At 71.4% G+C, this 26,972-nt stretch carries 26 protein-coding genes; 8 read left to right on the forward strand and 18 right to left on the reverse strand.

What is annotated here, in order from left to right:
* Positions 1-2: 2 nt before the first annotated feature.
* Both AB0H93_RS28720 and gltB read right to left on the reverse strand, forming a co-directional pair.
* Entirely contained in the window at positions 3-1,505 is a 1,503-nt protein-coding gene (locus AB0H93_RS28720) for a glutamate synthase subunit beta (protein ID WP_358576491.1), read from the reverse strand.
* Entirely contained in the window at positions 1,498-6,048 is a 4,551-nt protein-coding gene (gene gltB / locus AB0H93_RS28725) for a glutamate synthase large subunit (RefSeq protein ID WP_358576598.1), read from the reverse strand. Before gltB ends, AB0H93_RS28720 begins: the two co-directional genes overlap by 8 nt.
* 615 nt (positions 6,049-6,663) lie before the next feature.
* Between gltB and AB0H93_RS28730 the strand changes: the two genes are divergently transcribed.
* The 5 genes from AB0H93_RS28730 (at position 6,664) to AB0H93_RS28750 (ending at position 10,181) form a co-directional block, all read left to right on the forward strand.
* Positions 6,664-7,605: an ABC transporter substrate-binding protein gene (locus AB0H93_RS28730; protein WP_358576493.1), complete on the forward strand. Its 942-nt coding sequence runs from the start codon at positions 6,664-6,666 to the stop codon at positions 7,603-7,605.
* Positions 7,602-8,636 (forward strand): iron ABC transporter permease, encoded by a 1,035-nt coding sequence (locus tag AB0H93_RS28735; RefSeq protein ID WP_358576494.1) that lies wholly within the window; start codon positions 7,602-7,604, stop codon positions 8,634-8,636. Before AB0H93_RS28730 ends, AB0H93_RS28735 begins: the two co-directional genes overlap by 4 nt.
* The gene (locus AB0H93_RS28740; protein WP_358576496.1) at positions 8,633-9,406 is read left to right on the forward strand and encodes an ABC transporter ATP-binding protein; all 774 of its coding nucleotides are present in this window, start codon (positions 8,633-8,635) and stop codon (positions 9,404-9,406) included. The genes AB0H93_RS28735 and AB0H93_RS28740 overlap by 4 nt, the downstream gene beginning before the upstream one ends.
* Positions 9,407-9,493: 87 nt before the next feature.
* Positions 9,494-9,835, forward strand: a complete 342-nt coding sequence (locus tag AB0H93_RS28745) for a type II toxin-antitoxin system RelE/ParE family toxin (protein ID WP_358576497.1) — start codon at positions 9,494-9,496, stop codon at positions 9,833-9,835.
* Between the two features lies 1 nt (position 9,836).
* Positions 9,837-10,181 (forward strand): helix-turn-helix transcriptional regulator, encoded by a 345-nt coding sequence (locus tag AB0H93_RS28750; RefSeq protein ID WP_093261448.1) that lies wholly within the window; start codon positions 9,837-9,839, stop codon positions 10,179-10,181.
* A 21-nt stretch (positions 10,182-10,202) separates the two neighbouring features.
* On the opposite strand, the gene lgt is transcribed toward AB0H93_RS28750, so the two are convergent.
* The 6 genes from lgt to AB0H93_RS28780 all read right to left on the reverse strand — a co-directional run bounded on the left by lgt (position 10,203) and on the right by AB0H93_RS28780 (position 16,842).
* Positions 10,203-11,270, reverse strand: coding sequence for a prolipoprotein diacylglyceryl transferase (gene lgt / locus AB0H93_RS28755; RefSeq protein WP_358576499.1), 1,068 nt, complete (start codon positions 11,268-11,270; stop codon positions 10,203-10,205).
* Positions 11,271-11,380: 110 nt separating this feature from the next.
* Complete coding sequence (gene trpA / locus AB0H93_RS28760; protein ID WP_132485612.1) at positions 11,381-12,175, reverse strand: tryptophan synthase subunit alpha; 795 nt, start codon at positions 12,173-12,175, stop codon at positions 11,381-11,383.
* A 73-nt stretch (positions 12,176-12,248) separates the two neighbouring features.
* Entirely contained in the window at positions 12,249-13,526 is a 1,278-nt protein-coding gene (gene trpB, locus AB0H93_RS28765) for a tryptophan synthase subunit beta (protein ID WP_358576501.1), read from the reverse strand.
* Between the two features lie 54 nt (positions 13,527-13,580).
* On the reverse strand, positions 13,581-14,390 hold the full coding sequence (gene trpC, locus AB0H93_RS28770; RefSeq protein ID WP_358576502.1) for an indole-3-glycerol phosphate synthase TrpC: 810 nt from the start codon (positions 14,388-14,390) through the stop codon (positions 13,581-13,583).
* A 276-nt stretch (positions 14,391-14,666) separates the two neighbouring features.
* Complete coding sequence (locus AB0H93_RS28775) at positions 14,667-15,287, reverse strand: Trp biosynthesis-associated membrane protein (RefSeq protein ID WP_358576504.1); 621 nt, start codon at positions 15,285-15,287, stop codon at positions 14,667-14,669.
* A complete protein-coding gene (locus AB0H93_RS28780; protein WP_132485604.1) occupies positions 15,265-16,842 on the reverse strand; it encodes an anthranilate synthase component I in 1,578 nt (525 codons plus the stop codon). Before AB0H93_RS28780 ends, AB0H93_RS28775 begins: the two co-directional genes overlap by 23 nt.
* An 89-nt stretch (positions 16,843-16,931) precedes the next feature.
* Here AB0H93_RS28780 and AB0H93_RS28785 point away from each other — a divergent pair, with 89 nt between their 5' ends.
* Positions 16,932-17,564: a TetR family transcriptional regulator gene (locus tag AB0H93_RS28785; RefSeq protein ID WP_358576505.1), complete on the forward strand. Its 633-nt coding sequence runs from the start codon at positions 16,932-16,934 to the stop codon at positions 17,562-17,564.
* Between the two features lie 76 nt (positions 17,565-17,640).
* Here AB0H93_RS28785 and hisI read toward each other — a convergent pair whose 3' ends face one another.
* The 7 genes from hisI to AB0H93_RS28820 all read right to left on the reverse strand — a co-directional run bounded on the left by hisI (position 17,641) and on the right by AB0H93_RS28820 (position 22,107).
* Positions 17,641-17,982: a phosphoribosyl-AMP cyclohydrolase gene (gene hisI, locus AB0H93_RS28790; RefSeq protein WP_358576506.1), complete on the reverse strand. Its 342-nt coding sequence runs from the start codon at positions 17,980-17,982 to the stop codon at positions 17,641-17,643.
* Complete coding sequence (gene hisF / locus AB0H93_RS28795) at positions 17,979-18,752, reverse strand: imidazole glycerol phosphate synthase subunit HisF (protein ID WP_093261466.1); 774 nt, start codon at positions 18,750-18,752, stop codon at positions 17,979-17,981. The genes hisI and hisF overlap by 4 nt, the downstream gene beginning before the upstream one ends.
* A gap of 79 nt (positions 18,753-18,831) precedes the next feature.
* Positions 18,832-19,563 (reverse strand): bifunctional 1-(5-phosphoribosyl)-5-((5-phosphoribosylamino)methylideneamino)imidazole-4-carboxamide isomerase/phosphoribosylanthranilate isomerase PriA, encoded by a 732-nt coding sequence (priA, locus tag AB0H93_RS28800; protein ID WP_358576507.1) that lies wholly within the window; start codon positions 19,561-19,563, stop codon positions 18,832-18,834.
* 32 nt (positions 19,564-19,595) lie between these two features.
* Positions 19,596-19,796 carry a hypothetical protein gene (locus AB0H93_RS28805; protein WP_132485594.1) on the reverse strand — a complete coding sequence of 67 codons (201 nt, stop codon included), beginning with the start codon at positions 19,794-19,796 and terminating at the stop codon, positions 19,596-19,598.
* The gene (hisH, locus tag AB0H93_RS28810) at positions 19,793-20,422 is read right to left on the reverse strand and encodes an imidazole glycerol phosphate synthase subunit HisH (protein ID WP_358576508.1); all 630 of its coding nucleotides are present in this window, start codon (positions 20,420-20,422) and stop codon (positions 19,793-19,795) included. The genes AB0H93_RS28805 and hisH overlap by 4 nt, the downstream gene beginning before the upstream one ends.
* A 57-nt stretch (positions 20,423-20,479) precedes the next feature.
* Positions 20,480-21,403 (reverse strand): transketolase C-terminal domain-containing protein, encoded by a 924-nt coding sequence (locus tag AB0H93_RS28815; RefSeq protein ID WP_358576509.1) that lies wholly within the window; start codon positions 21,401-21,403, stop codon positions 20,480-20,482.
* Positions 21,403-22,107, reverse strand: coding sequence for a thiamine pyrophosphate-dependent enzyme (locus AB0H93_RS28820; RefSeq protein ID WP_358576510.1), 705 nt, complete (start codon positions 22,105-22,107; stop codon positions 21,403-21,405). Before AB0H93_RS28820 ends, AB0H93_RS28815 begins: the two co-directional genes overlap by 1 nt.
* A gap of 84 nt (positions 22,108-22,191) precedes the next feature.
* Here AB0H93_RS28820 and soxR point away from each other — a divergent pair, with 84 nt between their 5' ends.
* The gene (gene soxR / locus AB0H93_RS28825) at positions 22,192-22,650 is read left to right on the forward strand and encodes a redox-sensitive transcriptional activator SoxR (RefSeq protein WP_358576511.1); all 459 of its coding nucleotides are present in this window, start codon (positions 22,192-22,194) and stop codon (positions 22,648-22,650) included.
* Positions 22,651-22,905: 255 nt separating this feature from the next.
* Here soxR and AB0H93_RS28830 read toward each other — a convergent pair whose 3' ends face one another.
* Entirely contained in the window at positions 22,906-23,586 is a 681-nt protein-coding gene (locus AB0H93_RS28830; RefSeq protein WP_358576512.1) for a response regulator, read from the reverse strand.
* A complete protein-coding gene (locus AB0H93_RS28835) occupies positions 23,583-25,208 on the reverse strand; it encodes a sensor histidine kinase (RefSeq protein WP_358576514.1) in 1,626 nt (541 codons plus the stop codon). Before AB0H93_RS28835 ends, AB0H93_RS28830 begins: the two co-directional genes overlap by 4 nt.
* Positions 25,209-25,352: 144 nt before the next feature.
* Here AB0H93_RS28835 and AB0H93_RS28840 point away from each other — a divergent pair, with 144 nt between their 5' ends.
* On the forward strand, positions 25,353-26,723 hold the full coding sequence (locus tag AB0H93_RS28840) for a cation:dicarboxylase symporter family transporter (RefSeq protein ID WP_358576515.1): 1,371 nt from the start codon (positions 25,353-25,355) through the stop codon (positions 26,721-26,723).
* 59 nt (positions 26,724-26,782) lie between these two features.
* Here the strand turns inward: AB0H93_RS28840 and AB0H93_RS28845 are convergent, their stop codons facing one another.
* On the reverse strand, positions 26,783-26,956 hold the full coding sequence (locus tag AB0H93_RS28845; RefSeq protein ID WP_177226261.1) for a hypothetical protein: 174 nt from the start codon (positions 26,954-26,956) through the stop codon (positions 26,783-26,785).
* Between the last annotated feature and the right edge of the window lie 16 nt (positions 26,957-26,972).

Genomic DNA, 26,972 nt, shown 5'->3' on the forward strand with positions numbered 1-26,972 from the left:
GATCACACCGCCAGGGGAAGCGCGGTGGGGTGCACCGGCGACGGGAGCTGGGAGGCTCCGGTGAGGTGGGCGTCGACCGCGTTGGCCACCGAGCGGCCCTCCGCGATCGCCCACACCACCAGGGACGCGCCGCGGTGCGCGTCGCCGCAGACGAACACGCCCGGCGCGGTGGTCTCCCAGTTCGAGCCGCAGCCGATGGTGCCGCGCTTGGTCAGCGAGATGCCCAGGCCGTCCAGCAGCGGCATGTGCTCGACGCCGTCGAAGCCGATGGCCAGCAACGCCAGGTCGCAGGGGATCTCCTGGACCTCGTCGGACACCGGCACGACCTGCCGGCGGCCGTTCTCGTCGCGCTGCACCTTCACCTCGCGCAGCCGCACCGCCCGCACGTTACCCTCGCCGTCGCCGACGAACTCCTCGATCGCCACCGCGAACTTCCGCTCGCCGGCCTCCTCGTGCGCCGGGTAGGTGCGCAGGATGTACGGCCAGGTCGGCCACGGCGACCGGTCGTCGTCGCGGGTCGTCGGCGGCTGCGGGTAGTTGTCCAGCTGCGTCACCGAAAGCGCGCCCTGCCGGGTCGCGGTGCCGTAGCAGTCCGCGCCGGTGTCGCCGCCGCCGAGGATGATGACGTGCTTGCCCTGCGCCGAGATCGGCGTCGGGCCGTCGCCCTCGCACTCCTTGTTCGCCGGCACCAGGTGCTCCATGGCCAGGTGCACGCCCTTGAGGTCCCGCCCCGGCATCGTGGTGTCGTCGCGGCCGCGCAGGGCGCCCACCGCGAGCACGACGGCGTCGTAACCGGCGCGCAGTTCCTCGATGGTCAGGTCGACGCCGACCTCGCAGCCGGTGATGAACCGGGTGCCCTCGGCGCGCATCTGCGCCAGCCGCCGGTCCAGGACGGACTTCTCCATCTTGAACTCGGGGATCCCGTAGCGCAGCAGGCCGCCGATGCGGTCGTCGCGCTCGTACACGGTCACCTCGTGCCCCGCGCGGGTCAGCTGCTGCGCGGCCGCCAGCCCGCCCGGCCCGGAGCCGACCACGGCCACCCGCTTGCCGGTGTGCGCCTCCGTCACCTGGGCGGAGACGTAGTCGTTGGCCCAGCCGACCTCGGCGATGGTCTCCTCGACCCGCTTGATGGCCACCGCGCCGCCGGCCTCCGGCGAGATCGCCAGCACGCAGCCCGCCTCGCACGGCGCGGGGCACAGCTTGCCGGTGAACTCCGGGAAGTTGTTGGTGGCGTGCAGCCGCTCGGCGGCGTCCTGCCACTGGCCGCGGCGCACCATGTTGTTCCACTCCGGGATCAGGTTGCCCAGCGGGCAACCGGCCGAACCCGAGTGGCAGAACGGGATGCCGCAGTCCATGCACCGCGCGGCCTGCGTGGCGGTCTCCGCCTTCCGGTCCTCAGTGGACAGCGCGGCGTAGACCTCCTGCCAGTCGCCCAGCCGCTCGTCGACGGGGCGCTTGGGGGCGTCGGCCCGCGCGTGCTTCAGAAATCCCCTCGGGTCAGCCACGGGAAGCCTCCATGATCGCCTCGTCCACGTCCCGGCCCTCGATCTTGGCCATCCGCATGGCATCCAGGACACGCTGGTAGTCGCGCGGCATCACCTTGGTGAACGCCGCCGAACGCCGCGGCCAGTCGCCGAGCAGCGAGGCCGCCACCGCCGAACCCGTCAGTTCGTGGTGCCGCTGCACGATCTCGTGCAGCCACTTCAGTTCCTTGGCGCTGGGCCGCTGCAGGTCCACCATCGCGGTGTTCACCCGGACCGGGTCCAGGTCGAGCACGTAGGCGATGCCGCCGGACATCCCGGCGCCGACGTTGCGGCCGGTGCCGCCGAGCACCACCGCGCGACCGCCGGTCATGTACTCGAAGGCGTGGTCACCGGCGCCCTCCGCGACCGCGATCGCACCGGAGTTGCGCACGCAGAACCGCTCGCCGACCTTGCCGCGCAAGAAGATCTCGCCGCTGGTCGCGCCGTAGCCGATCACGTTGCCCGCGATCACCTGGTCCTCGGCGGCGAACGCCGAATCCGGGTGCGGTCGCACGACGATCCGCCCGCCGGAGAGGCCCTTGCCGACGTAGTCGTTGGCGTCGCCGACCATCTCCAACGTGATGCCCGGCGGCAGGAACGCGCCCAGCGACTGCCCGGCCGACCCCTCCAGCTCCACGTGGATGGTGTCCGCGGGCAGGCCGTCGCCGCCGTAGCGGCGGCTGACCTCGGCGCCCAGCAGCGTGCCGACCGTGCGGTTGACGTTGCGCACCGGCAGCTCCAGCCGCACCGGGCGCGCGTCCTCCAGCGCCGCCTCGGCGAGCTGGATGAGCGTGCGGTCCAGCGCGTGGTCCAGGCCGTGGTCCTGCTCGCGGACCCGGCGCCGCACCGGCGAGTACGGCGTCTCGGGCTCGGCGAACACCGGGGTCAGGTCCAGGCCGCGCGCCTTCCAGTGCGCCATCGCCTCGTCCTTGCCCAGCGCCGAGACCTGGCCGATGGCCTCGTCCAGGGTGCGGAACCCGAGCGCCGCCAGGTACTCGCGGACCTCCTGGGCGATGAACTCGAAGAAGTTCACCACGTGGTCGACCTGGCCGGTGTAGCGCTTGCGCAGCACCGGGTTCTGGGTGGCGACCCCGACCGGGCAGGTGTCGAGGTGGCACACGCGCATCATCACGCAGCCCTCGACCACCAGCGGCGCGGTGGCGAAGCCGTACTCCTCGGCGCCCAGCAGCGCGGCGACGATCACGTCGCGGCCGGTCTTGAAGCCGCCGTCGACCTGCACCGTGATCCGGTCCCGCAGGCCGTTGAGCAGCAGCGTCTGCTGCGCCTCGGCCAGCCCGACCTCCCACGGCGTGCCGGCGTGCTTCAGCGACGTCAGCGGCGCGGCGCCGGTGCCGCCGTCGTGGCCGGAGATCAGCACCACGTCGGCGTGCGCCTTGGACACGCCCGCGGCGACCGTGCCGACGCCGATCTCGGAGACCAGCTTGACGTGGACCCGGGCGTGCTCGTTGGCGTTCTTCAGATCGTGGATCAGCTGGGCCAGGTCCTCGATCGAGTAGATGTCGTGGTGCGGCGGCGGCGAGATCAGCCCGACGCCGGGCGTGGAGTGCCGGGTCTTGGCGATCCACGGGTACACCTTGTGGCCGGGCAGCTGCCCGCCCTCGCCGGGCTTCGCGCCCTGCGCCATCTTGATCTGGATGTCCGTGGCGTTGACCAGGTATTCGCTGGTGACGCCGAACCGGCCGCTGGCGACCTGCTTGACCGCGGAACGGCGCTCCGGGTCGTAGAGCCGGTCGACGTCCTCGCCGCCCTCACCGGAGTTGGACTTGCCGCCGATCCGGTTCATCGCGATCGCCAGCGTCTCGTGCGCCTCCGCGGAGATCGCGCCGTAGCTCATGGCGCCGGTGGAGAACCGCTTCATGATCTCCGAGATCGGCTCGACCTCGTCGATGTCGATCGGCGCCCGGCCGCTGTTCAGCTCGAACAGCCCGCGCAGCGTGCCGCCCTCGGCCGACAGCCGGTCGCATTCCGCCGTGTACTTGCGGAACACGTCGTACTCGCCGGTCTTGGTGGAGTGCTGCAGCAGGAACACCGTCTCCGGCGTGAACAGGTGCAGCTCGCCCTCGCGGCGGTAGGAGTAATCGCCGCCGACCTCCAGCTTGCGGTGCACCCGCTCGGTCGGGTTGTCCGGGTAGGCGCGGCGGTGCCGCTGCGCGACCTCCTCGGCCAGCACGTCCAGCCCGACGCCGCCGAGCTTCGAGGTGGTGCCCTCGAAGTACTCGCCGACGACCTGCCCGGACAGGCCGACCGCCTCGAAGACCTGCGCCGCGGTGTAGGCGCCGACGGTGGAGATGCCCATCTTCGACATCACCTTCAGCACGCCCTTGACCAGCGCCTGGACGTAGTTGCGGATCGCCACCTTCGCCCGCGTGCCGGTGATCTGACCGGTGGCGATCATGTCCTCGATGGTCTCGAACGCCAGGTACGGGTTGACCGCCGCGGCGCCGTAGCCGAGCAGCGTGGCGACGTGGTGCACCTCGCGGGCGTCGCCGCTCTCCACCACCAGCGCGACGCGCAGCCGCTCCTTGGTCCGCACCAGGTGCTGGTGGACCGCCGAGACCAGCAGCAGCGACGGGATCGGCGCCATCCGGTGGTCGGAGTCGCGGTCGGAGAGCACCAGCACGCGCGCCCCGGCAGCGATCGCCTCGGACGCCTCCTCGCGGATCCGCTCGATGGCCTCGGCCAGCGCCTCGCCGCCACCGTCCACTTCGTACAGACCGGAGAGCACGGCGGAGGCGAAGCCGGGCAGGTCGCCGTCGTCGTTGACGTGGATGAGCTTGGCCAGCTCGTCGTTGTCGATCACCGGGTTGGGCAGCACGATGTGCCGGCAGGACGCGGCCGACGGGGACAGCAGGTTCTGCTCCGGCCCCATCACGCGGGCCACCGAGGTGACGATCTCCTCCCGGATCGCGTCCAGCGGCGGGTTCGTGACCTGCGCGAACTGCTGCACGAAGTAGTCGTAGAGCATCCGGGAGCGCTGCGACAGCGGCGCCGGCGGGGTGTCGGAGCCCATCGAGCCCAGCGGCTCGCCGGCTCCGGTGGCCATCGGCGCGAGCAGCAGGCTGAGCTCCTCCTCGGTGTAGCCGAAGGACAGCTGGCGGCGCACCACCGACTCGTGGGTGTGCACCACGTGCTCGCGGTCCGGCAGCTCGTCGACGTTGAGCAGCCCGGAGTGCAGCCACTCGTCGTAGGCGTGCTCCCCGGCGAGCGCGGACTTGATCTCCTCGTCGTCGACGATGCGGCCCTGCTCGGTATCGATCAGGAACATCCGGCCCGGCTGCAGGCGGCCCTTGGCGACCACCTCTTCGGGCTTGAGGCTGAGCACGCCGGTCTCGCTGGCGAGCACCACCCTGTCGTCGGCGGTCCGCCACCAGCGGGCCGGGCGCAGCCCGTTGCGGTCCAGCACCGCGCCGACCAGCGTGCCGTCGGTGAACGTGACGCACGCCGGGCCGTCCCACGGCTCCATCAGGCTGGCGTGGAACTGGTAGAACGCCTTGCGCTCGGGGTCCATCTCGGCGTGGTTCTCCCACGCCTCCGGCACCATCATCAGCACCGCGTGCGGAAGGCTGCGGCCGCCCAGGTGCAGCAGCTCCAGCACCTCGTCGAAGGAGGCGGAGTCCGAGCCGTCGCCGGCGCAGATCGGGTACAGCCGGGAGAGGTCGCCGGGGATCAGGTCGGATTCCAGCAGCGCCTCGCGGGCCCGCATCCGGTTGCGGTTGCCGCGGATCGTGTTGATCTCGCCGTTGTGCGCGACGTAGCGGAAGGGGTGCGCCAGCGGCCACGACGGGAAGGTGTTCGTGGAGAACCGGCTGTGCACCAGCGCGATCGCGCTGACCAGCCGCTCGTCGCCGAGGTCCGGGAAGAAGGCGGGCAGCTGCTCGGTGGTCAGCATGCCCTTGTAGACCAGGGTGCGGCTGGACAGCGACGGGAAGTACAGCTCCAGCCCGTCCTGCTCGGCCACCCGCTCGGCGCGCTTGCGCAGGCAGAACGCCAGCCGGTCCAGCTCGACGCCCGCCTCGCCGTGGTGCCCGGCGACCAGCAGGATCGCGAAGTGCGGCATGCACTTCTGGGCGGTGCTGCCCACGCCGGCCCGCTCCGGGGTGATCGGCACGTCGCGCCAGCCCAGGACGCGCATGTTCTCCTCGGCGGCGACCCGCGCCACCAGCTCCACCACCCGCGCGCGCTGCTCGGGGTCGGTGGGCAGGAATGCCATGCCTGCCGCGTAGCGGTGCCGCCCCGCCTCGTCCGGCTCCGGCAGCTCGACGCCGGCCTCGGCGCGCAGCAGCTCGTCCGGCAGCTGGAGGAGGATGCCCGCACCGTCACCGCTGGTCGGCTCGGCGCCGGCGGCACCGCGGTGCTCCAGGTTGGCGAGCGCGGTCAGCGCATCGGCGACGATGCCGTGGGAACGGCGGCCGCGGATGTCGGCGACCATGGCGACACCGCAGGAATCCTGTTCCGCAGCCGGGTCGTACAACCCCTGGGCTGCTGGGACGGCGGAGAAGACCACTGCGCAGACCTCCCTCGTCATTTCTCGTGCTGGAAGCCCCCGGTCAATTCCTGACCTGACTTCATGACTTCTGGGCACGGGACGACGCTGGCCCGCAGATGACTCCCGGCGGCACGACAGAAGTTTTCGGGCTTTCGAAAGCCCGCTCGTGACCGGAGCGTTTAGAGAACTTTAACAGCCACGATACCCGGAAGCAGCACCTTGGGCGTGATGCTGACCATCTTGTAGTAACGCACTCGTTTGAGTTACCGCGCTCGCGATCGAACATCTCCGAACACGGTCCGTCGTCAAATCTAACCGCTGGGTCGCACCCCGGGTAGCCCCCGTGCCGCAGGACACTCCCGCACGGCGCGGACGGCCGATCTTCTCCTGATATCTTTCCAGCTCAGAGCACCCGCGACGCGGGTGCTCGCGGGACGCCAGCGCCAAGCGAAACCGGTGCGAATCCGGTGCTGTGCCGCAACTGCGATGGCCCGCCCCGGGCGGGCACGAGCCAGGTCGCCTTGCGCGTGGCGTCGATGTCCGCCACCCCCGGTGCAGGGGTGCGGCTCGCCCCCGGAAGCCCGGCTTCCCCGAGCCGCGCCCGCCACGCACCGGCCGAACCGTTGGGAAGACATGACCGGGTTCCGCCGACTCGCCGCCCTGCTGCTCGCGATGCTCGCCCTGCTAGTCGGGGTCACCGCGTGCGCCACCCGCCCCCATTCCGAGGCCCCCGCGCCGGCCGACGACCCGGCCTCGGCGTTCCCGGTCAAGGTCGAGCTGCCCGGTCAGCCGCCCGTGACGGTCGCGCAGCAGCCGAAGCGGATCATCTCGCTGTCCCCCAGCGCCACCGAGACGCTGTACGCGATCGGCGCCGGCGACCAGGTCATCGCGGTGGACCAGTACTCCAACTTCCCGGCGGAGGCGCCGCGCACCGACCTCTCCGGCTTCACCGTGGACGCCGCCGCCGTCGGCGCGCACACCCCGGACCTGGTCATCGCGCCGGACAGCGCCGCGAAGCTGGCGGACGGCCTGAAGGTGGTCAACGTGCCGACGCTGCTCACGCCGTCGCCGGCCACGCTGGACGACGCCTACAAGCAGATCGAGGTGCTCGGGCAGGCCACCGGGCACACCAAGCAGGCCGCCGAGCTGGTCGACCGGATGCGCTCGGAGATCGACGAGATCGTCCGCACCACCCCGCGCCCGGCGCAGCCGCTGAACTACTTCCACGAGGTCAGCCCGGACTACTACACCGCGACCTCGCAGAGCTTCGTCGGCAACGTCTACAACCTGTTCGGCCTGCACAACATCGCGGACCCGGCGGGCGGGAACTTCCCGCAGCTGTCCGAGGAGCACATCGTGCAGGCCAACCCGAACCTGATCTTCCTGTCCGACGTCAAGTGCTGCCAGGTCAACGCGGCGGCGGTCGCGGCCCGGCCGGGCTGGAACACCCTGGACGCCGTGCAGCACGGCCGCGTCGTCGAACTCGACGACGACATCGCGAGCCGGTGGGGCCCGCGGGTGGTCGAGCTGGTGCGGGCGATCGGCGGCGGCGTCGCCAAGGCCCAGAACGGGTGACGAAGGCGCTCGGCGGGGCCCTGAAGCAGACCAAGCTCCGCCCGCACCACCTGCTCGTCGGGGTGGCGGTGCTGCTGGCGAGCATCCTGCTGTCGGTGCTGCTCGGGGCCGCCGAGCTCGGCTGGCAGCGGGTGCTCGCCGAGATCGGCGCGCAGCTGACCGGCGGCGTCTCGCCGCTGTCCGAGCGGGAGGCGGCGATCCTGTGGCAGCTGCGGGTGCCCCGGGTCGTGCTCGGCGTGCTGGTCGGGGCGGCGCTGGCGGTGTCCGGCGCCGCGTTCCAGGGCGTGTTCCGCAACCCGCTGGCCGACCCGTACCTGCTGGGTGCGGCGGCCGGCGCCGGCCTGGCCGCCACGCTGGTGATCACCGCGACCCCGGCGGGCGGGCCGTCGGTCCCGGTGCAGCTCGCGGCGTTCGTCGGCGCGCTCGGCGGGGTGGGCCTGACCTGGCTGGTCGGCCGCTCGGCAGGCCGGGACACGGCGACGCTGGTGCTGGCCGGCGTCGCGGTCGGCGCGTTCCTCACGGCCGGTCAGACGTTCGTGCAGCAGCTTCGCGTGGAGTCGTTGCAGCAGGTCTACATGTGGATCCTGGGGCGGCTGACCACCACCGGCTGGCGGGAGGTGCTGATCGTGCTGCCGTACCTGGCGATCGCCGCGGTCGTGCTCTGCACCTGCGCCCGCCTGCTGGACCTGCTGGGCACCGGCGACGAGGAGGCCGCGGCGCTCGGCGTGCACCCGGGGCGGGTGCGGCTGCTGGTGCTCATCGCGGCCTCGCTGGCCACCGCCGCGGCGGTGTCGGTGGCCGGGCTGATCGGTTTCGTCGGCCTCGTGGTACCGCACCTGGTGCGGCTGGCGATCGGCGGCAGCTTCCGGATCATCGTGCCGCTCTCCCTGCTGTTCGGCGGGGTCTTCCTGGTGCTCGCCGACATGCTCGCCCGCACCCTGCTGGCGCCCGCCGAGATCCCGATCGGCGTGATCACCGCGTTCACCGGCGCGCCGTTCTTCGCGGTCCTGCTGCACCGGAGGCGCGCATGAGCACGCTCGAAGTGCACGGCCTGTCGGCCGGATATCGGCGCAGCACGGTGATTTCCGATGTTTCGACCACTGTGGACACCGGCGGCTGGCTGGGCGTCATCGGGCCGAACGGGTCGGGCAAGTCGACGCTGCTGAAGGCCGTCGCGGGCCTGGTGCGGCACGACGGCCGGGTGCTGGTCGACGGCCGGCCGCTGGCGTCGCTGCGGCGCCGCGAACGGGCCCGGGCGATCGGCTACGCGCCGCAGATCCCGCAGCTGCCGATCGGCCTCACGGTCACCGACTACGTGCTGCTCGGCCGCACCCCGCACCTCGGCGTGCTGGGCCGGGAGGGCCCCACCGACCTGGACGTGGTCCGCGCCCTGCTGGAGCGGCTGGACCTGACGCGACTCGCGGACCGAGCCCTTTCGACGCTGTCCGGCGGCGAACGCCAGCGCGCCGTGCTGGCCCGCGCCCTCGCCCAGCGAGCGGGCGTGCTGCTGCTCGACGAGCCGACCACCGGCCTGGACGTCGGGCACGCCCAAGCCCTGCTCGACCTGGTCGACGAACTGCGCCGGGAGCTGGGCACCACGGTGGTCATGACGCTGCACGACCTGACCCTCGCCGCCCAGTACGCCGAACGCCTGCTCCTCCTCGACGAAGGCCGCGTCGCGGCCGAAGGAACCCCGGCGGAGGTCCTGACCCCGGAGGTGCTGGCGAAGCGCTACACGGCCCGCGTCACGGTCCTGCACACCCCCGACGGCTCACCGGTCATCGCCCCCGTCCGGGGCTGACCCGCCGTTCCTCTCCCACGTCACTCGAACTGATCACGTTCGAGATATAGCATCGACGCGTTATCGCGTGCGCGCTATGTTCGTAGCATGTCCCGCGAAACCGGAGGTGGACGATGGAACATCGTTGTGTCGCACGAAGTCGAGCGCTGGTACTGCAGCCTCAAGAACCGGGACCGCGCCATCGCGGACCGGATGTTCGACCTGCTCTCGGAATTCGGATCGCTCCTGGGCATGCCGCACAGCAAGCATCTCGGCGGTGGTCTGCGCGAACTCAGATTTCATTGCGAAGGAGCCGAGCGCCGGGTGACCTACGTTCTCGACCCGGCACGCCTCGCGATCACCCTGACCACGTTCCGGAAGCAACGATCGAACGAACGGCGCGAGGTCTCTCGCGCCCGCACAGCCATGCGGCACGACCGGAGGCCATGAGATGACCTGGAAGAAGCTCGATCAGATCCGGCGCGAGAATCCGATCACCGACCAGGAGGAGTACGACGAGTCGTACGCGGAAGCCTCGCTGGCGTTCGAGCTGGCGCGGCTGGTGTACGGGCTGCGCACGGACGCGGGGCTGACCCAGACCGAGCTCGCGAAGCGGATGGGCACCACGCAGTCCTCGGTCGCGCGCTGGGAGAGCGGCGGCAGCCTGCCGACCATCGACCTGCTCGACCGGCTCGGGCAGGCCGTCGGTGTCCGGCTGGAGCTGGTGGCATCGCAGCACGACCCCACCGGTTCCAAGGACTCGCCGAGCGGCGCGGTGGCCTTCGGCGCCCGGTAGGCCCGTACCGGGCGCTGAAGGTCAGTCCTTCGCGTCCTTGCCGTTGCCGTCGGCGCTACGCGCCTCCGCACGTTCGTCTCCCGGGTCGTCCGAGCCCTTCGGCTCGTCCTTGCCCTCGTCCGGGTCCGCGTCGTCTGTCGTCGCCTTCGACTCCTCGGCGGGCCGCTCCGGCGTCGCGGCCGTGTCGTCGTCGCCGGGCATCGGCTTGCCGCGCAGCAGCTCGGGGTCCTCGCGCTTGCCACGCACGTACAGCAGGTACAGGACCGCGCCGGCGAAGACGATCAGGGAGGTGAAGACGTTGATGCGGATGCCGAGGACGTGCGTGGCGTCGTCGGTGCGCATCATCTCGATCCACACCCGCCCGGCCGTGTAGCCGGCGACGTAGAGCGCGAACACCCGGCCGTGGCCCATCCGGAACTTGCGGTCCGCCCAGATGATCAGGAGGAAGACACCGAGATTCCACAGCAACTCGTACAGGAACGTCGGGTGCACGATCTTGTCCGGCACGCTGTCCATCGCGACGCCGGTGATGGGGTCGGCGAGCCCGGTCGCCGGGTCGATGCGCCGGTAGATCTCCAGGCCCCAGGGCAGGTCCGTCGGCGCGCCGTAGAGCTCCTGGTTGAACCAGTTGCCGAGGCGGCCGATGGCCTGCGCGAGGATGATGCCGGGCGCGACCGCGTCGGCGAACGCGGCCAGCGGCACGCCCCGGCGGCGGCAGCCGATCCAGGCGCCGACCGCGCCGAGCGCCACGGCGCCCCAGATGCCCAGGCCGCCTTCCCACACCTTGAGGGCGTCCAGCGGGTTGCGGTCCGGTCCGAAGTACTTGTACCAGTCCGTGGCGACGTGGTAGAGCCGACCGCCGACCAGCCCGAACGGCACCGCGAACACCGCGATGTCGATGACCGTGCCCTCGCGTCCGCCGCGCGCCACCCAGCGGCGGCTGCCGATCCAGACCGCCGCGATGATGCCGGCGATGATGCACAGCGCGTAGGCGCGAAGCGGGATCGGGCCGATGAACCAAACCCCTTGCGGCGGGCTGGGGATGGTGGCCAGGAACGGACTCGCCAAGGCGGCAACCGGGGCACTCACGCCGCTAACCGTATCGGTCGCTCCACGAATGGTGAGCACCACCCGGTCCCTGGCGGAACGAACGGCCCGTTCGCCTCGCTAGGAGGAGCGAACGGGCCGTTCGCAGCAGATCAGCGGGACCGGACGCCCCGGGCGAGTTCCGCGGTGAGCTCGCGGACGCCGGCGGGGCCGTCCTGCTCGGCGCGAGTGACGAAGGCGGAGCCGACGATGACGCCGTCGGCGAAGCCGGCCACCTCGGCGGCCTGCTCGCCGTTGCGCACGCCCAGGCCGACGCCGATCGGCAGGTCGGTGTGCGCGCGGGTGCGCTGCACGAGCCCGGCCGCGGCCGAGCCGACGCTCTCGCGCGCCCCGGTCACGCCCATAACCGAGGTGGCGTAGACGAAGCCGCTGGTGGCCTTGGCGGTCAGCGCCAGCCGCTCCTCGGTCGACGACGGGGCGACCAGGAAGATCCGGTCCAGGCCGTGCGCGTCGGTCGCGGCGATCCAGTCCTCGCCCTCGTCCGGGATCAGGTCCGGGGTGATCACGCCGAGCCCGCCGGCCGCCTTGAGGTCGCGGGCGAACGCGTCCGGGCCGTAGTGGTGCACCGGGTTCCAGTACGTCATCACCACGGCGTGGCCACCGGCGTCGGCGATCGAGGACACCACGTCGAAGACGTCGCGCAGCCGGAACCCGGCGCGCAGCGCCTTGTCGCTGGCGGCCTGGATGGTGGGGCCGTCCATCACCGGGTCGGAGAACGGGATGCCGACCTCGACGATGTCGCAGCCGGTCGAGCCGTCGGTGCCGGTCAGCATCGCGCTGAACAGCTCCTTGGACTCCTCGACGGTCGGGAACCCGGCGGGCAGGTAGCCGATCAGGGCGGCCCGCTGCTCTTCCCGGCAGTTCTGGAAGACCTCGCGCAGGTTCACCGCGACTCCTCAGTGTTGTGCGGGACACCCGCACCCGGTCGGCTTACATGAGCGGAGAGCGTGCAAGTGTCGCTCATGACGCCTCCGTGTTGTCGTCGTTGTTCTCGTCGACGAGCCCGAAGTACTTCGCCGCGGTGTCCATGTCCTTGTCACCCCGGCCGGAGAGGTTCACCAGGATGATCGCCTCCGGGCCGAGCTCCTGGCCGAGCTTGATCGCGCCGGCCAGCGCGTGCGCCGACTCGATGGCCGGGATGATGCCCTCGGTGCGGGACAGCAGCCGGAAGGCGTGCATGGCCTCGTCGTCGGTGACCGAGCGGTACTCGGCGCGCCCGATGTCCTTCAGGTACGAGTGCTCGGGCCCCACGCCCGGGTAGTCGAGCCCGGCGGAGATCGAGTAGGCCTCGATGACCTGGCCGTCGTCGTCCTGCAGCAGGTACGAGCGGGCCCCGTGCAGCGTGCCGGGCGTGCCCTCGCAGAGGGTGGCGCCGTGCTCGCCGGAGGCGATGCCGTGCCCGCCCGGTTCGAAGCCGACCAGCCGCACGTCCGGGTCGTCGATGAAGCCGTGGAAGATGCCGATGGCGTTGGAGCCACCGCCGACGCAGGCCGCGACCACGTCGGGCAGCCGGCCCGTCATCTCGAGCACCTGCCGACGGGCCTCGTCGCCGATGACCTTGTGGAAGTTGCGCACCATCATCGGGAACGGGTGCGACCCGGCCGCGGTGCCCAGCAGGTAGTGGGTGTGGTCGACGTTGGCGACCCAGTCGCGCAGCGCCTCGTTGATGGCGTCCTTGAGGGTCGCCGAGCCGCTGCTGACCGGGATGACCTCGGCGCCGAGCAGCCGCATCCGGGCGACGTTGAGCGCCTGCCGCTCGGTGTCCACCTTGCCCATGTAGATGACGCACTCGAGGCCCAGCAGCGCGCAGGCGGTCGCGGTGGCGACGCCGTGCTGCCCGGCCCCGGTCTCGGCGATGACCCGGCGCTTGCCCATCCGCTTGACCAGCAACGCCTGCCCCAGCACGTTGTTGATCTTGTGGGAGCCGGTGTGGTTGAGGTCCTCCCGCTTGAGCAGGATCCGGGCGCCGCCGGCGTGCTCGGCGAACCGCTTCGCCTCGGTCAGCAGCGACGGCCGCCCGGCGTAGTTGCGCAGCAGGTCGTCGAGCTCGGCGAGGTACTGCGGGTCGCTCTGCGCCTTGGCGTACTCGGCGGCGAGCTCGTCCTGGGCGGCGATCAGCGCCTCCGGCATGAACCGGCCGCCGTAGATCCCGAAGTGCCCGCGCTCGTCCGGGTCATGCCCCTCCGGCACGGGCTTGCCCGGTCGGTGGGCGCGCGCGGTCTCTGCGCCTACGGTCATTGCCTTACCTCCTGTGCCTTGCGCCGAACCCTGGAACTCGCGGAACCGGTCCGGCTACCGGCTCGGCCGCGGGCACGCGGGGTGCGACCCGGCGGTCACCAGCTGGGTGACCGCGGTCTTGGGATTGTCGCTGGTCACCAGGCCCTCACCGACCAGCACGGCGTCCGCACCGGATCCCGCGTAGGCCATCAGGTCGCTCGGACCGCGGACCCCCGACTCGGCGATCTTGAGGACCTCCTGCGGCAACCCCGGCGCGATCCGCCCGAACACGTCGCGGTCCACCTCGAGCGTATGCAGGTTGCGCGCGTTGATGCCAATTACTTTCGCACCGGCCTCCAACGCGCGGTCGGCCTCTTCGGCGGTGTGCACCTCGATGAGAGCGGTCATGCCCAGCGATTCGACCCGGTCCAGGAGCGCTACCAGCGCGTTCTGCTCCAGGGCCGCGACGATGAGCAGCACCATGTCCGCGCCGTGCGCGCGGGCTTCGTGCACCTGGTACGGGCTGATGATGAAGTCCTTGCGCAGCAGGGGCGTGTTGACCCTGGCGCGGACCGCGTCGAAGTCGGCCAGCGAGCCGCCGAAGCGGCGCTGCTCGGTGAGCACGCTGATGACCCGCGCCCCGGCGGAGGCGTAGTCGGCGGCGAGATCGGCCGGCTCGCCGATCTCGGCCAGCTCGCCCTTGGACGGGCTGCGCCGCTTGACCTCCGCGATCACACCCACGCCCGGCGCCCGCAGCGCGGCGAGCACGTCGCGCGGGGGTGCCGCCGCGGCGGACAGTTGTTTGATCTCGTCGAAGGGAATCGCGGATTCGCGAACTGCCAGATCTTCGCGAACGCCTTCGATGATTGATTCCAGAACGGTCACGCGAACACCTCGCCGGCCGTGTCCCGCACACTCGCCTTCAGGTCGGTCCGCAAGTAACCAGATGCGCAGATGAACTCATTGCGCTCGATCACGACACTCCCCTTCCCGCCGTGCCGTCGCATGGCCGATGCTAAACCTCACCGGCCACCGGTCCCACCAAGGGGTAGCCCAACGTCCCTGCGCAACAAGGACCTTCGGCCCTGGCGACGCGTCCGGTCACCGGCTCGGGGCCGCGCCGAACTGGGTTTTCCACCCTTCGGTGAATTTGAAATATTTTCAGCGATCCTGCTCATCCGTTGGATCGCGTCCGGCGTCCAAGTCGTTCCACATCTGCCGGTCCGGATCGTGGGATTTCTGCTTCGCGGCACCCGGCGCCGAATATTTCGCGCCCATCGCAGGCATCCGACCGGCCCGGAACGCCACCAGAGCACCGGCGGCGAACAGCAGCAGAGCGCCCGCAGCCATCAGCAGCAGCCCGTACGGCCGGCTGGCCATCTCGCCGATCGGCGTGCTGCCCGGCGGCACGTCACCGGCCCTCCCGGTCGCGAACCAGCCGAAGCTGAACTGCTGGAACACCCGCCAGCCCAGCACGGCACCCGCGACCGCGATGAGGGCGCCGACCACGCGCCGCAACCACCCGCCGGTGGCCAGCACCGCGGCGACGGCGGCCAGCGCCGCCAGCGCCATCGGCACCAGCTCCGGGCGGATGTCCTCGCCGGTGATCCCGGCGGAGACCTCGGTGCCGAAGGGCGTGCGGAACCGCTGCTCCACCCAGACGAGCGCGCTCGCGCCCCAGAGCACGCCGGCGGCGACCAGCACCAGCAGCACCACTGACCACAGCAGGCCCTTCGACCGCGCGGGCCGGGGGCCCGGCTCAGATCCCGGCTCGGTGGTCAACCCGCTCCCCCGTCGCCCGTTCGGTCGCCGGCCGCGACAGCGTCTCGGCCGTCGCCACCGCGTTGAGCACCGCGCGCGCCTTGTTCAGGCATTCCTGGTCCTCGGCGACCGGGTCGGAGTCGGCCACGATGCCGCCGCCGGCCTGCACGTACGCGGTGCCGTCGCGCACCAGCGCGGTGCGGATCGCGATCGCCGTGTCCGCGTCGCCGGCGAAGTCCAGGTAGCCCACCACGCCGCCGTACTGGGCGCGCCGGGTCGGCTCCAGCTCCTCGATCAGCTCCAGCGCGCGCGGCTTCGGCGCGCCGGAGAGCGTGCCCGCGGGGAAGCAGGCGGCGATCGCGTCGAACGCCGTCCGTCCTTCGGCCAGCTGACCGGTCACCGTGGACACGATGTGCATGACGTGGCTGTAGCGCTCGATGCGGAAGAAGTCGACGACGTGCACCGAACCCGGCTTGCAGACCCGCCCCAGGTCGTTGCGGCCGAGGTCGACGAGCATCAGGTGCTCGGCGCGCTCCTTGTCGTCGTTGATGAGCTCCTTCTCCAGCAGCGCGTCCTCGTCCTCGTCGGCGCCCCGCCAGCGGGTCCCGGCGATCGGGTGCGTGGTCGCCTGCCCGTCGCGCACCGTGACCAGCGATTCGGGGCTGGAGCCGACGATGTCGAACGGCGTGCCGCCGTCCGGCGCGTCCAGCCGCAGCAGGTACATGTACGGGCTCGGGTTGGTGGTGCGCAGGACCCGGTAGATGTCCAGGGCGTCCGCGCTGGTCTCGATCTCGAACCGCTGCGACACCACGACCTGGAACGCCTCGCCGGCCCGGATCGCCTCCTTGGCCTTCTCGACCGCCGCGTAGTGCTCGTCGGGCTGGCGGCGCCGGACGAACTGCGGGGCGGGCCGGGAGAACGCGGCGACCGTGGGCGCGGCCGGGGTGCACAGCGCCTCGGTCATCTCGTCCAGGCGGCGCACCGCGTCGTCGTAGGCCGCGTCGACGCGCTCCGGGCTGTCGTCCCAGTTCACCGCGTTGGCGATGAGCGTGATGGTGCCCTCGTGGTGGTCCAGCGCGGCGAGGTCGGTGGCCAGCAGCATCACCATCTCGGGGATCTGCAGGTCGTCCTCGGTCAGGTTCGGCAGCCGCTCCAGCCTGCGGACCGCGTCGTAGCCGAGGTATCCGACCATGCCGCCGGTCAGCGGCGGCAGCCCGGGAAGCGGGTCGGTCTGCAGCAGCCGGACCGTCTCGCGCAGCGCCTGCAGCGGGTCGCCGCTGTCCGGCAGACCCACCGGCGGCTTGCCCGTCCAGTGCGCCTGGCCGTCGCGGACGGTCAGCGCGGCGGCGCTGCGGGCGCCCACGAAGGACCATCGCGACCAGGAGCGACCGTTCTCGGCGGACTCGAAGAGGAACGTTCCGGGGCGGTCCCCGGCGAGCTTGCGGTACACCCCGAGCGGGGTTTCGTCGTCCGCGAGCAACCGCCGCACCACCGGGATCACCCGGCGGTCCGCCGCCAGGCTGCGGAACTCCTCGCGTCCTGGGCTGATAGTGCCGATATCACCGTCGCCGACCATGTCGTCATTGTGCCGTCCACCCGATCCCGGCTGCGCGGGACCTCCGCACCGCTTTGCCCTCGGGCCGCCGGGACGGCGAGGATGGGTGGGTGAGCAGTGGCATCGACCAGAGCGGAACAGAGCCGAAGCGCCGCGGGCGACGGCGCAGCGGAGCCGACACCAAGGCGGCGTTGCTGGCCGCGGCGCGCGAGGTGTTCACCGAGCAGGGCTACGACGCGGCCACGGTGCGCGCCATCGCGGGCCGGGCCGGGGTCGATCCGGCGATGGTCAACCACTGGTTCGGGGGCAAGGAGGGGCTGTTCACCGCGGCGGTGCACATCCCGATCAACCCGGCCGAGGTGGTGCCGCAGCTGCTGGTGGGCGATCGGGAGCAGCTCGCCGAGCGGTTGCTGCGGCGGTTCCTGACGGTGTGGGACAACGCGGAGGGCGGCCAGTTCGCGGCCCTGGTCCGCAGCGTCGCGGCCAACGAGAACGCGGTGGGGATGCTGCGGGAGTTCATCCAGAACGTGCTGTTCAAGCGGCTGGTCAAGACGCTGGGCATGGACCGGGCTGAGCTGCGCACGGCGCTGTGCGGGTCGCAGATCGTCGGGCTGGGGATGGCCCGCTACGTGATCCACCTGGAGCCGCTGGCGTCGGCCGACCACGACACCGTGGTGGCCGCGATCGCGCCGAACCTCCAGCGCTACCTGACCGGTGACATCTCCGGAACCACCGGCCCCTGACCACCGGATGACAGTTTCAATTGAAACTGTCACCCACCGAATCGGTCCCGGTGAACAGTTTCAATTGAAACTGCGGTTACTTGAGCAGGACGTCGGCGTCGAAGCAGGTGTGGTCGCCGGTGTGGCAGGCCGCGCCTTCCTGGTCGACCACCAGCAGGATCGTGTCGCCGTCGCAGTCCAGGCGGACCTCGTGCACCTGCTGGGTGTGGCCGGAGGTCTCGCCCTTGACCCAGTACTGCCGGCGGCTGCGGGAGTAGTAGGTGCCGCGGCGGGTGGTGAGGGTGCGGTGCAGCGCCTCGTCGTCCATCCACGCCATCATCAGCACCTCGCCGGTGCCGCGCTGCTGCGCGATCGCCGCGACGAGCCCCTCCGCGTTGCGCTTGAGCCGGGCCGCGATCGCCGGGTCCAGACCGCTCATCGAACAGTGATCCCTTCCGCCCGCATGGCGTCCTTGACCTCGCCGATCTTCAACTGTCCGAAGTGGAACACGCTGGCGGCCAGCACCGCGTCTGCCCCGGCGCGCACCGCGGGCGCGAAGTGCTCGACCGCGCCGGCACCGCCGCTGGCGATCAGCGGCACGTCGACGACCTCGCGAACCGCGCGGATCATCTCCAGGTCGAAACCGGCCTTCGTGCCGTCGGCGTCCATCGAGTTCAGCAGGATCTCGCCGACGCCGAGCTGCTGGCCCTTCGCGGCCCACTCCACGGCGCAGATGCCGGTGCCGCGCCGGCCGCCGTGCGTGGTGACCTCGAAGCCGGACGCCGTCGGCTGACCGCCTTCCGGCACGCGCCGAGCGTCCACGGACAGCACCACGCACTGCGCGCCGAAGCGCTGCGACGCCTCGCTGAGCAGCTCGGGCCGGGCGATGGCGGCGGTGTTCAGGCTGACCTTGTCCGCACCGGCGCGCAGGAGCCGGTTGATGTCGTCGGTGCTGCGCACGCCGCCGCCGACGGTCAGCGGGATGAAGACCTGCTCGGCGGTGCGCCGCACCACGTCGAAGGTGGTCTCGCGGTCCGACGAGGACGCCGTGACGTCGAGGAAGGTCAGCTCGTCGGCGCCCTCCGCGTCGTAGGCGCGGGCGAGCTCCACGGGGTCGCCGGCATCCCGGAGGTTGGTGAAGTTGACACCCTTGACGACCCGCCCCTGATCGACGTCCAGGCAGGGGATCACACGCACCGCAACGGCCATGTCCCCAGGGTAGAGACACGGCCGCGCGGCGCGGTGGATGGGGCGTTCAATCCTGAGCGCACCCGCACTCCAGCGGGCGTCAGCGCACCGCGGCGAGGGCCTCTTCGAGGGTGAAGTTCTGGGCGTAGAGGGCCTTTCCGACGATCGAGCCCTCCAGGCCGACCGGCGCGAGCTTCGACAGCTCCACCAGGTCGTCCACACTGGACACACCGCCGGAGGCGATCACCGGCGCCTCGGTGCGGGCGCAGACCTCGCGCAGCAGCGCGATGTTCGGTCCCTGCAGGGTACCGTCCTTGCTGACGTCGGTGACCACGTAGCGGCGGCAGCCGGCGGCGTCCAGCCGGGCCAGCACCTCCCACAGGTCGCCGCCGTCCTTGGTCCAGCCTCGCGCGGCCAGCCGGTGGCCCTGCTCGGTGATCCGCACGTCCAGGCCGACCGCGACCCGCTCGCCGTACTCGGCGACCACCCGGTCCGCCCACTCCGGGTTCTCCAGCGCGGCGGTGCCCAGGTTGACCCGCGCGCAGCCGGTGGCCAGCGCGGCCTCCAGCGAGGCGTCGTCGCGGATGCCACCGGAGAGCTCCACCTGCACGTCGAGCTTGCCGGTCACCTCGGCCAGCAGCGCCCGGTTCGAGCCGCGGCCGAACGCGGCGTCCAGGTCGACCAGGTGGATCCACTCGGCTCCCGCGCGCTGCCAGGTCAGCGCGGCCTCCAACGGGTCACCGTAGGAGGTCTCGGTACCGGCGGCGCCCTGCACCAGGCGGACCGCCTGACCGTCGGCGACATCAACAGCGGGAAGCAGCGTGAAAGTCACGCCCCAACCCTACTGCCAGGGCTTCGGCCCCTTCACCGGCGGCTGCGCTCGGAGCGGACGACGGCGACGACGGGCACCGCGAGGACGATCAGCACGAGCATCAGGACCGCCCACAGCGGCACCCCGGCCTGCAGCAGGTAGGGCGCGCCGATCCCGGCGATCATCCCGAGCGCGAGCACCAGCGCGATCACCCGCACCGCCGTCGGCCCCAGCAGGCCGCCCCTGCGGGTCACAGGCTGCCCAGCCAGTTCCGCAGCAGCCGTGCGCCCGCCTCCCCGGACTTCTCCGGGTGGAACTGGGTCGCCGTCAGCGGCCCGTTCTCCACTGCGGCGACGAACGGTTCGCCGTGTTCGGCCCAGGTCACCAGTGGCGGCGCGATCGTCTCCGACGCAGGCAGCTGCCACTTGCGGACGCCGTAGGAGTGCACGAAGTAGAACCGGGTGCCCGGCTCGATACCGGCGAACAGGGTGCTGCCCTCCGGCGACTGCACGTCGTTCCAGCCCATGTGCGGGAGGACGTCGGCGTGCAGCCGCTCGACGGTGCCCGGCCACTGGCCGCAGCCGTTGGCCTGCATGCCGTGCTCGACGCCCTCGTCGAAGAGCACCTGCATGCCCACGCAGATCCCGAGGACCGGGCGGTCGCCTGCCAGCCGGTGGTCGATGATCTTGTCGCCGCCGACGTGGAGCAGGCCCTCCATGCACGCGGCGAAGGCCCCGACGCCGGGCACGACCAGGCCGTCGGCCTCGGTCGCGGCACGATGGTCGGCGGTCACCTCGACGTCGGCCCCGGCGCGCTCGAGCGCGCGTTCGGCGGAGCGGAGGTTGCCTGATCCGTAGTCCAAGATGACGACTCGTGCCACGCGCCCAGGCTACCGCCCGGACGCGTCAGCCCACGTCGCGGGCGGCCGCCGCGCAGGTCATCCGGCCAGGAACGACCGCACCGCCGCGCCGATACCGGTCGGGCCGAGGCCGTGCGCCGCTTCGTGCTCCTCGGCGGTGCCGTAGGCCCGCAGTTCCAGGTCGCGGCGAACGCCCAGCGCGAGCACCCGGTGCGGGGTGTCGGCCAGCGCGTCGTTGACCTCGTGCGTCGACGTGCCGCGCAGGTAGGGCTCCACCAGCACCACGTCGGCGGTCGCCGCCCGCACCGCCTCCCGCAGTCCGCCGGCGTCGAACGGCCGGATGGTGGCGGTGTAGAGCACGGTCACGTCGAGCGTCGCCGTCGCCGCGAGAACCGGCCCGAGCATCGGGCCGACGGCGAGCACGACGCCCCGGCTGCCGCGCCGGACGGTGTGCCAGCCCGGCCCCGTCACCAGCGGCTCGGCGTTGACCTGCTCGGAGAGCCGCAGGTAGACGAGGTCGTCGGTGTGCATCGCAGACCGCAGCAGCGCCGAGACCTCGGCCGGGTGGCCGGGCACGTGCACGGTCCAGCCGGGCAGCGTGTCGATCAGCGCGACGTCGCCGGGGGCCATGTGCGTGCGGCCCGCGGTCGGGTAGTCGTAGGAGGCGCCGGTGCTGACCACGACGGCACCGACGCCCTGGTGGTTGAGGTCGAGCTTGAGCTGCTCGAACGGCCGCTCCACGAGGAACGGCGTGATCGAGTGCAGCACCGGCCGCAGCCCGGTCAGCGCCAGCCCGCCGGCCACGCTCACCAGCGCCTGCTCCCGGATGCCGACGTTGAGCACCCGCCGCGGGTGGCGGGCGGCGGCGTCCACGAAGCGGTCGGCGGAGATCTCGGCCAGCACCAGGGCGACCCGCGGATCGGTGTCGAGCGCTTCGGTGACGGTGTCGACGAAGGCTTCCCGCATCGTCGGGGCGGCCGTTTCGGTGGTCGGTGCGGTCATCACAGCTCCTTGGGTTCGACCTCGGCGACCACCGCGAGCGGGCGGTCCTGGTGGGTGTCGGCCAGCGCCTCGCGGAGTTCGGCGTGGTCGCGGCCGTTGACAGTGCGCGCGGCCCAGCCCTCGCGGGCGAAGCGGTCGGCGATGCCGCCCGGCCAGCCGGTGCTGGAGGAGCCGTTGTCCACCACGACGGTGGTCAGCTGCCCGAGCCCCCAGCGGCCGGCGACCTGGATCGCCTCGTGGTTGCTGCCCTCGTCGAGTTCGGCGTCGCCGACGAGGACCACGACGCGCGGCCCGGTGCGGCCCTGGGCGCGCAGGCCGAGCGCCACGCCGAGCCCGAGCGGCAGGCCGTGGCCGAGCGAGCCGCTGCCGATCTCGACGCCGGGCGCCAGGACGCGGTCCGGGTGGAAGCCGAGCCTGGAGTCGAACTCGCCGAAGCGGGCCAGTTCCGCCGGGTCGAGGAAGCCCTTGGCCGTCAGCACGGCGTAGAAGGCCATCGGGCCGTGGCCCTTGGAGAGCAGGAAGCGGTCGCGGTCCGGGTCGTCGGGACGTCGCGGGTCGACCGACAGGATCTGGTCGTAGAGCACCCACAGCACGTCCAGCGTCGAGGTGGCGGCGGCGGAATGCTTCTCGTCGCCGGTCATTTCGCTCATCAGCGGGCGGAGATCGGCGTATCCGAACCCGGCCCTCGGTGCGGTGATCGTCATGCGACCAGGGTGGGACTTCGAGCGCACTCGAAGTCAAGCGAGAATACCTGCACTTTGGTCTAGGTTTTCGGTAGCCTGGCGGACGTGTCGAAGCTACCGAAACTACTGACCATCGGAGAGGTGGCCCACCGCAGCGGTGTCGCCCAGACCGCATTGCGCTTCTACGAGCAGAAAGGGCTGATCGCCACCACCCGAACCTCCGGGAACCAGCGACGCTACGACCGTTCGGTGCTGCGCCGGCTGGCGTTCATCCGCTCCGCGCAGCGCGTCGGCCTGAGCCTGGAGCAGATCTCCGAGGCGCTGGCGACGCTGCCGGACGACCACGCCCCGACCAAGGCGGACTGGGCGCGGCTGTCGCGCCGGTGGCGCGACGAGCTGGACGCGCGCATCGACGGCCTGCAACGGCTGCGCGACCGCCTCACCGGCTGCATCGGCTGCGGCTGCCTGTCGCTGCGCCTCTGCGCGCTGCACAACGCCGACGACAAGCTCGCCGAATTCGGCCCCGGCGCGCCGCTCCTGCGCCCGGCGGCCGACCGCACCTGACCGCCCCCGCGCCGCGTGTTACCGCAATTTCAATGGAAATCGAAGGTCCAATTTCCATTGAAATTGCGGAAGTTGTCCACAGGCACCCGAGGTTGTCCACATCCTTCGGCGTGTCGGGGGTGCGATACACCGGTGGTCCGCAATTTCCATTGAAATCGAAGGTTCGATTTCAATGGAAATTGCGGCGTCGGGACGGTCTCCGGGTTCCGTCGCCCGTACCCGCGCACCTGGCCGGGCTGGGGCCTGGGCCCCCGGTCAGGCTTCGCCGATCCAGCGGTACGCCATCTCCGGCCGGCCGACCGCGCCGTACAGCGGGCGGCGGTCGGCCATGCCGTTGTTGACCAGGTATTCGAGGTACCTGCGGGCCGTCACCCTGGACACCCCGGCGGCTTCGCCCACGGCTCCCGCCGGGCCGCCGTCGGGGTTGGCGCGCAGCGCAGAGACGACCGCCGCGAGCGTCTCCTCGCTCATGCCCTTCGGCAGCGCCGCGCGGTCGACGCCGCGCAGCGCGGAGAACGCCCGGTCGATCTCGGCCTGGCTGCTGACTTCCCGGTCGTGGCCGAGGCTGGCCCGGAACCGCGCGTAGTGCTCCAGCTTCTCCCGCATCGCCGCGAAGGTGAACGGCTTCAGCAGGTACTGCACCACTCCGCTGGACACCGCCGCGCGGACGACCTTGAGGTCGCGGGCCGAGGTCACCGCGATCACGTCGGCGTTGCTGCCCGCGGTGCGCAGCGCCCGCGCGACCTGCAGGCCGTCCATGTCGGGCAGCCGCAGATCCAGCAGCACCAGGTCGACCGCGGTGCGCTCGACGAACCGCAGGGCCGCCTGCCCGGTGCGGACCCGGCCCGCGACCGCGAACCCGTCGAGCCGGTTCACGTAGGCCTCGTGCGCCTCGCCGACCAGCGGATCGTCCTCGACGACCAGGACCGAGATCACCGCGCCACGTCCGTCCCCGAGCGGCCGGGCAACCGGACGGTGAACACCGCGCCGCCGTCGTTGTGCACCTCGATGGTGCCCCGGTGGCGGCGCACGCTCTGCCCGACCAGCGCGAGCCCGAGCCCGCGGCCGTCCTCCTTCGTCGACCAGCCGCGCTGGAAGACCCGCTGGGCGCTGTCCGGGTCGACGCCCGGCCCGTTGTCGGCGACCCGGATCAGCACACCGTCCGATGTGGACCGGATGGTCACCTCGACGCTCGGGCGCGAGCCCTCCAGCGTCGCCTCGACGGCGTTGTCGATCAGGTTGCCGAGGATGGTCACCAGGTCGCGGGAGTCGATGTGCTCCAGGTCGACGTCGTCGATCTCGGTGCCCGCGCCGAGCACGACCTCCACGCCGCGCTCCCCCGCCTCGGCGCTCTTGCCCAGCAGCACCGCCGCCAGCACCGGCTCGCCGACCGCGCCGACGACGCGATCGGTGAGCTGCTGGGCGAGCCGGAGCTCGTCGGTGGCGAACGCGACGGCCTCCTCCGAGCGGCCCAGCTCGATCAGCGACACCACGGTGTGCAGCCGGTTGGCCGACTCGTGGGCCTGGGAGCGCAGCGATTCGGCGAAGCCGCGCATCGAGTCGAGTTCGCCGCTGAGCGCCTGCAGCTCCGTGTGGTCCCGCAGCGTGACGACGGTGCCCAGGTCGCGATCGCCGCTGCGGATCTGCGAGACGTTGACCAGCAGCACGCGGTCGTCGGTCAGGTGGACCTCGTCGCGCACCGCCCGCCCCGCCCCGAGGGTGTCCACAAGGGACACCGGCAGGCCGAGCTCGGACACGTGCCTGCCTTCGGTTTCGACGGGATCCAGCGAGAGCAACACAGCGGCCCCATCGTTGCACAGGGTGATCCGCCCGGAGGGCGCCACCAGCAGCAGTCCCTCGCGCACCGCGTGCAGGATCGCGTCGTGGTACTCGTACATGCGGCTGAGCTCGGCAGGCCGCAGCCCGTGGGTGTGGCGCCGCATCCGGGCGCTGACCAGGTAGGTCAGCAGCCCGCCGACCAGCAGCGCGGCCGCCGCGACCACGACCAGCGCCGTGACCTGCTCGCTGAGCTCGGCGGTGAGCATCCGCACCGTGATGCCGTCCGACACCAGGCCCACCAGCCGGTGCGCGTCGTCGTAGACCGGCACCACGGCGCGCACCGACGGGCCGAGGGTGCCGGTGTAGGTCTCGGTGAACACCTCACCGGCGAGGGCCTGCTCGATGTGCCCGAGGAACCGCTGCCCGATCTGCGCCGGGTCGGGGTGCGTGTAGCGGATGCCCGCCGGGGACATGATCGTGATGAAGTCGACCCCGGTCTCCGCCCGGACGCGTTCGGCCAGCGGCTGCAACGTGGCGGTCGGGTTCGGCGCGGTCAGGCCGTCCCGGACGGCGGGCTGCGCGGCGAGCGTGCGGGCCACCGCGACGACCTTCTCGGTGGCCGCGTCGTCGTTGCGCTGCCGCGCGTCGTACCAGGCCAGCACGGCACCGGCGATGACGACGACGGCGACCACGACCACCTGCAGCACGAAGAGCTGGCGGGCCAGGCTCCAGCTGGGCCGGACGCGGCCGAACCAGTTCCGGTCATCGGCGGTGGGCATCACGGATCCGTGTCGGAGATGTGAACACAATGAACAGAAGCGTGACGCTGACGATACCCGGCACAGATAGTCTCTCCCGGCCGGACCGTGACCTGGGACACGGCTGGTACGAGTGTGACCCGGTAGCCCAGTAGGAGTGCAACAGTGGCAAGCAAAGACGCTGCGCAGACACGCCGTCGGGATCGAACGCATTACCTGTACATCGCGGTGATCGTCGCGGTGCTGGCCGGCATCGCGGTCGGCTTCCTCGCGCCCGACCTCGGCAAGGCTCTCAAGCCGCTGGGCACCGGGTTCGTCAACCTGATCAAGATGATGATCTCGCCGGTCATCTTCTGCACCATCGTGCTCGGCGTGGGAGGCGTCCGGAAGGCCGCCAAGGTCGGCAAGGTCGGCGGTCTCGCGCTGGCGTACTTCATGATCATGTCCGTGGTGGCGCTGATCATCGGGCTGCTGGTGGGCAACGTGCTGCACCCCGGCGAGGGCCTGCACATCACCGAATCGCTGCGCGGCCAGGGCGTGCAGCAGGCCGGCGAGGGCGCCGAGAGCACCACGGACTTCCTGCTCGGGATCATCCCGCACACCCTGGTGTCCTCGTTGACCGAGGGACAGGTGCTGCAGACGCTGCTGGTGGCGCTGCTGGCCGGTTTCGCGCTGCAGGCGATGGGCGACAAGGGCACCCCGATCCTGCGCGGCATCGAGCACATCCAGCGGCTGGTGTTCAAGATGCTGGCGATGGTCATGTGGGCGGCGCCGGTGGGCGCGTTCGGCGCGATCGCCGCGGTCGTCGGCGCGACCGGCGTGCAGGCCCTCAAGGGCCTGGCCGTGATCATGCTCGGCTTCTACATCACGTGCGTGCTGTTCGTGTTCCTGGTGCTGGGCCCGGTGCTGTGGCTGTTCGCGCGGGTCAACATCCTCTCGCTGCTGCGCTACCTGGGCCGCGAGTTCCTGCTGATCGTGTCCACCTCGTCGTCGGAGGCCGCGCTGCCGCGGCTGATCGCGAAGATGGAGCACCTCGGGGTGAGCAAGCCGGTCGTGGGCATCACGGTGCCGACCGGCTACTCGTTCAACCTGGACGGCACCATGATCTACCTGACCATGGCGTCGCTGTTCATCGCGAGCGCGATGGGCGACCCGCTGTCGCTGGGCGAGCAGGTCGGGCTGCTGCTGTTCATGATGATCGCCTCGAAGGGCGCGGCGGGCGTCAGCGGTGCCGGGCTGGCGACGCTGGCGGGTGGCCTGCAGTCGCACCGGCCGGAGCTGCTGGACGGCGTGGGCCTGATCGTGGGCATCGACCGGTTCATGTCGGAGGCGCGGGCGCTGACCAACTTCGCGGGCAACGCGGTGGCGACGGTCCTCATCGGCGCGTGGACGAAGGAGATCGACCGCGGCCAGATGCAGCAGGTGTTCTCGGGGCAGAGCCCGTTCAACGAGCAGTCCTTCGTCGACGAGGGCCACGGCGGCGCGACCAGCGAGGGCGACGAGCCCGAGAAGGAAACCGTCACGGCGAAGAGCTGACGCTCCACGGCAGAAGGGCGCCCCCGACTCGGTCGGGGGCGCCCTTCGCGCGTTCAGGCTCAGCCGTAGATCATCCAGCCGATGCCGCCGACGATGGCCATCAGCGCGGCGACCGCGAGCACCACGGCGAAGAACCGGGCGGTCTTCCACGTCGCGTAGACGCCGCCGATCAGGAAACCCGCGACGGCCAGCAGGATGATCGGCAGGTAGCTCTGCATCACCACTCCCCTCAATCCGGCCAGCGTACCG

Origin of the sequence: Saccharopolyspora sp. NPDC050642 (assembly GCF_040654735.1) — a bacterium.
Lineage (GTDB): Bacteria > Actinomycetota > Actinomycetes > Mycobacteriales > Pseudonocardiaceae > Saccharopolyspora > Saccharopolyspora elongata.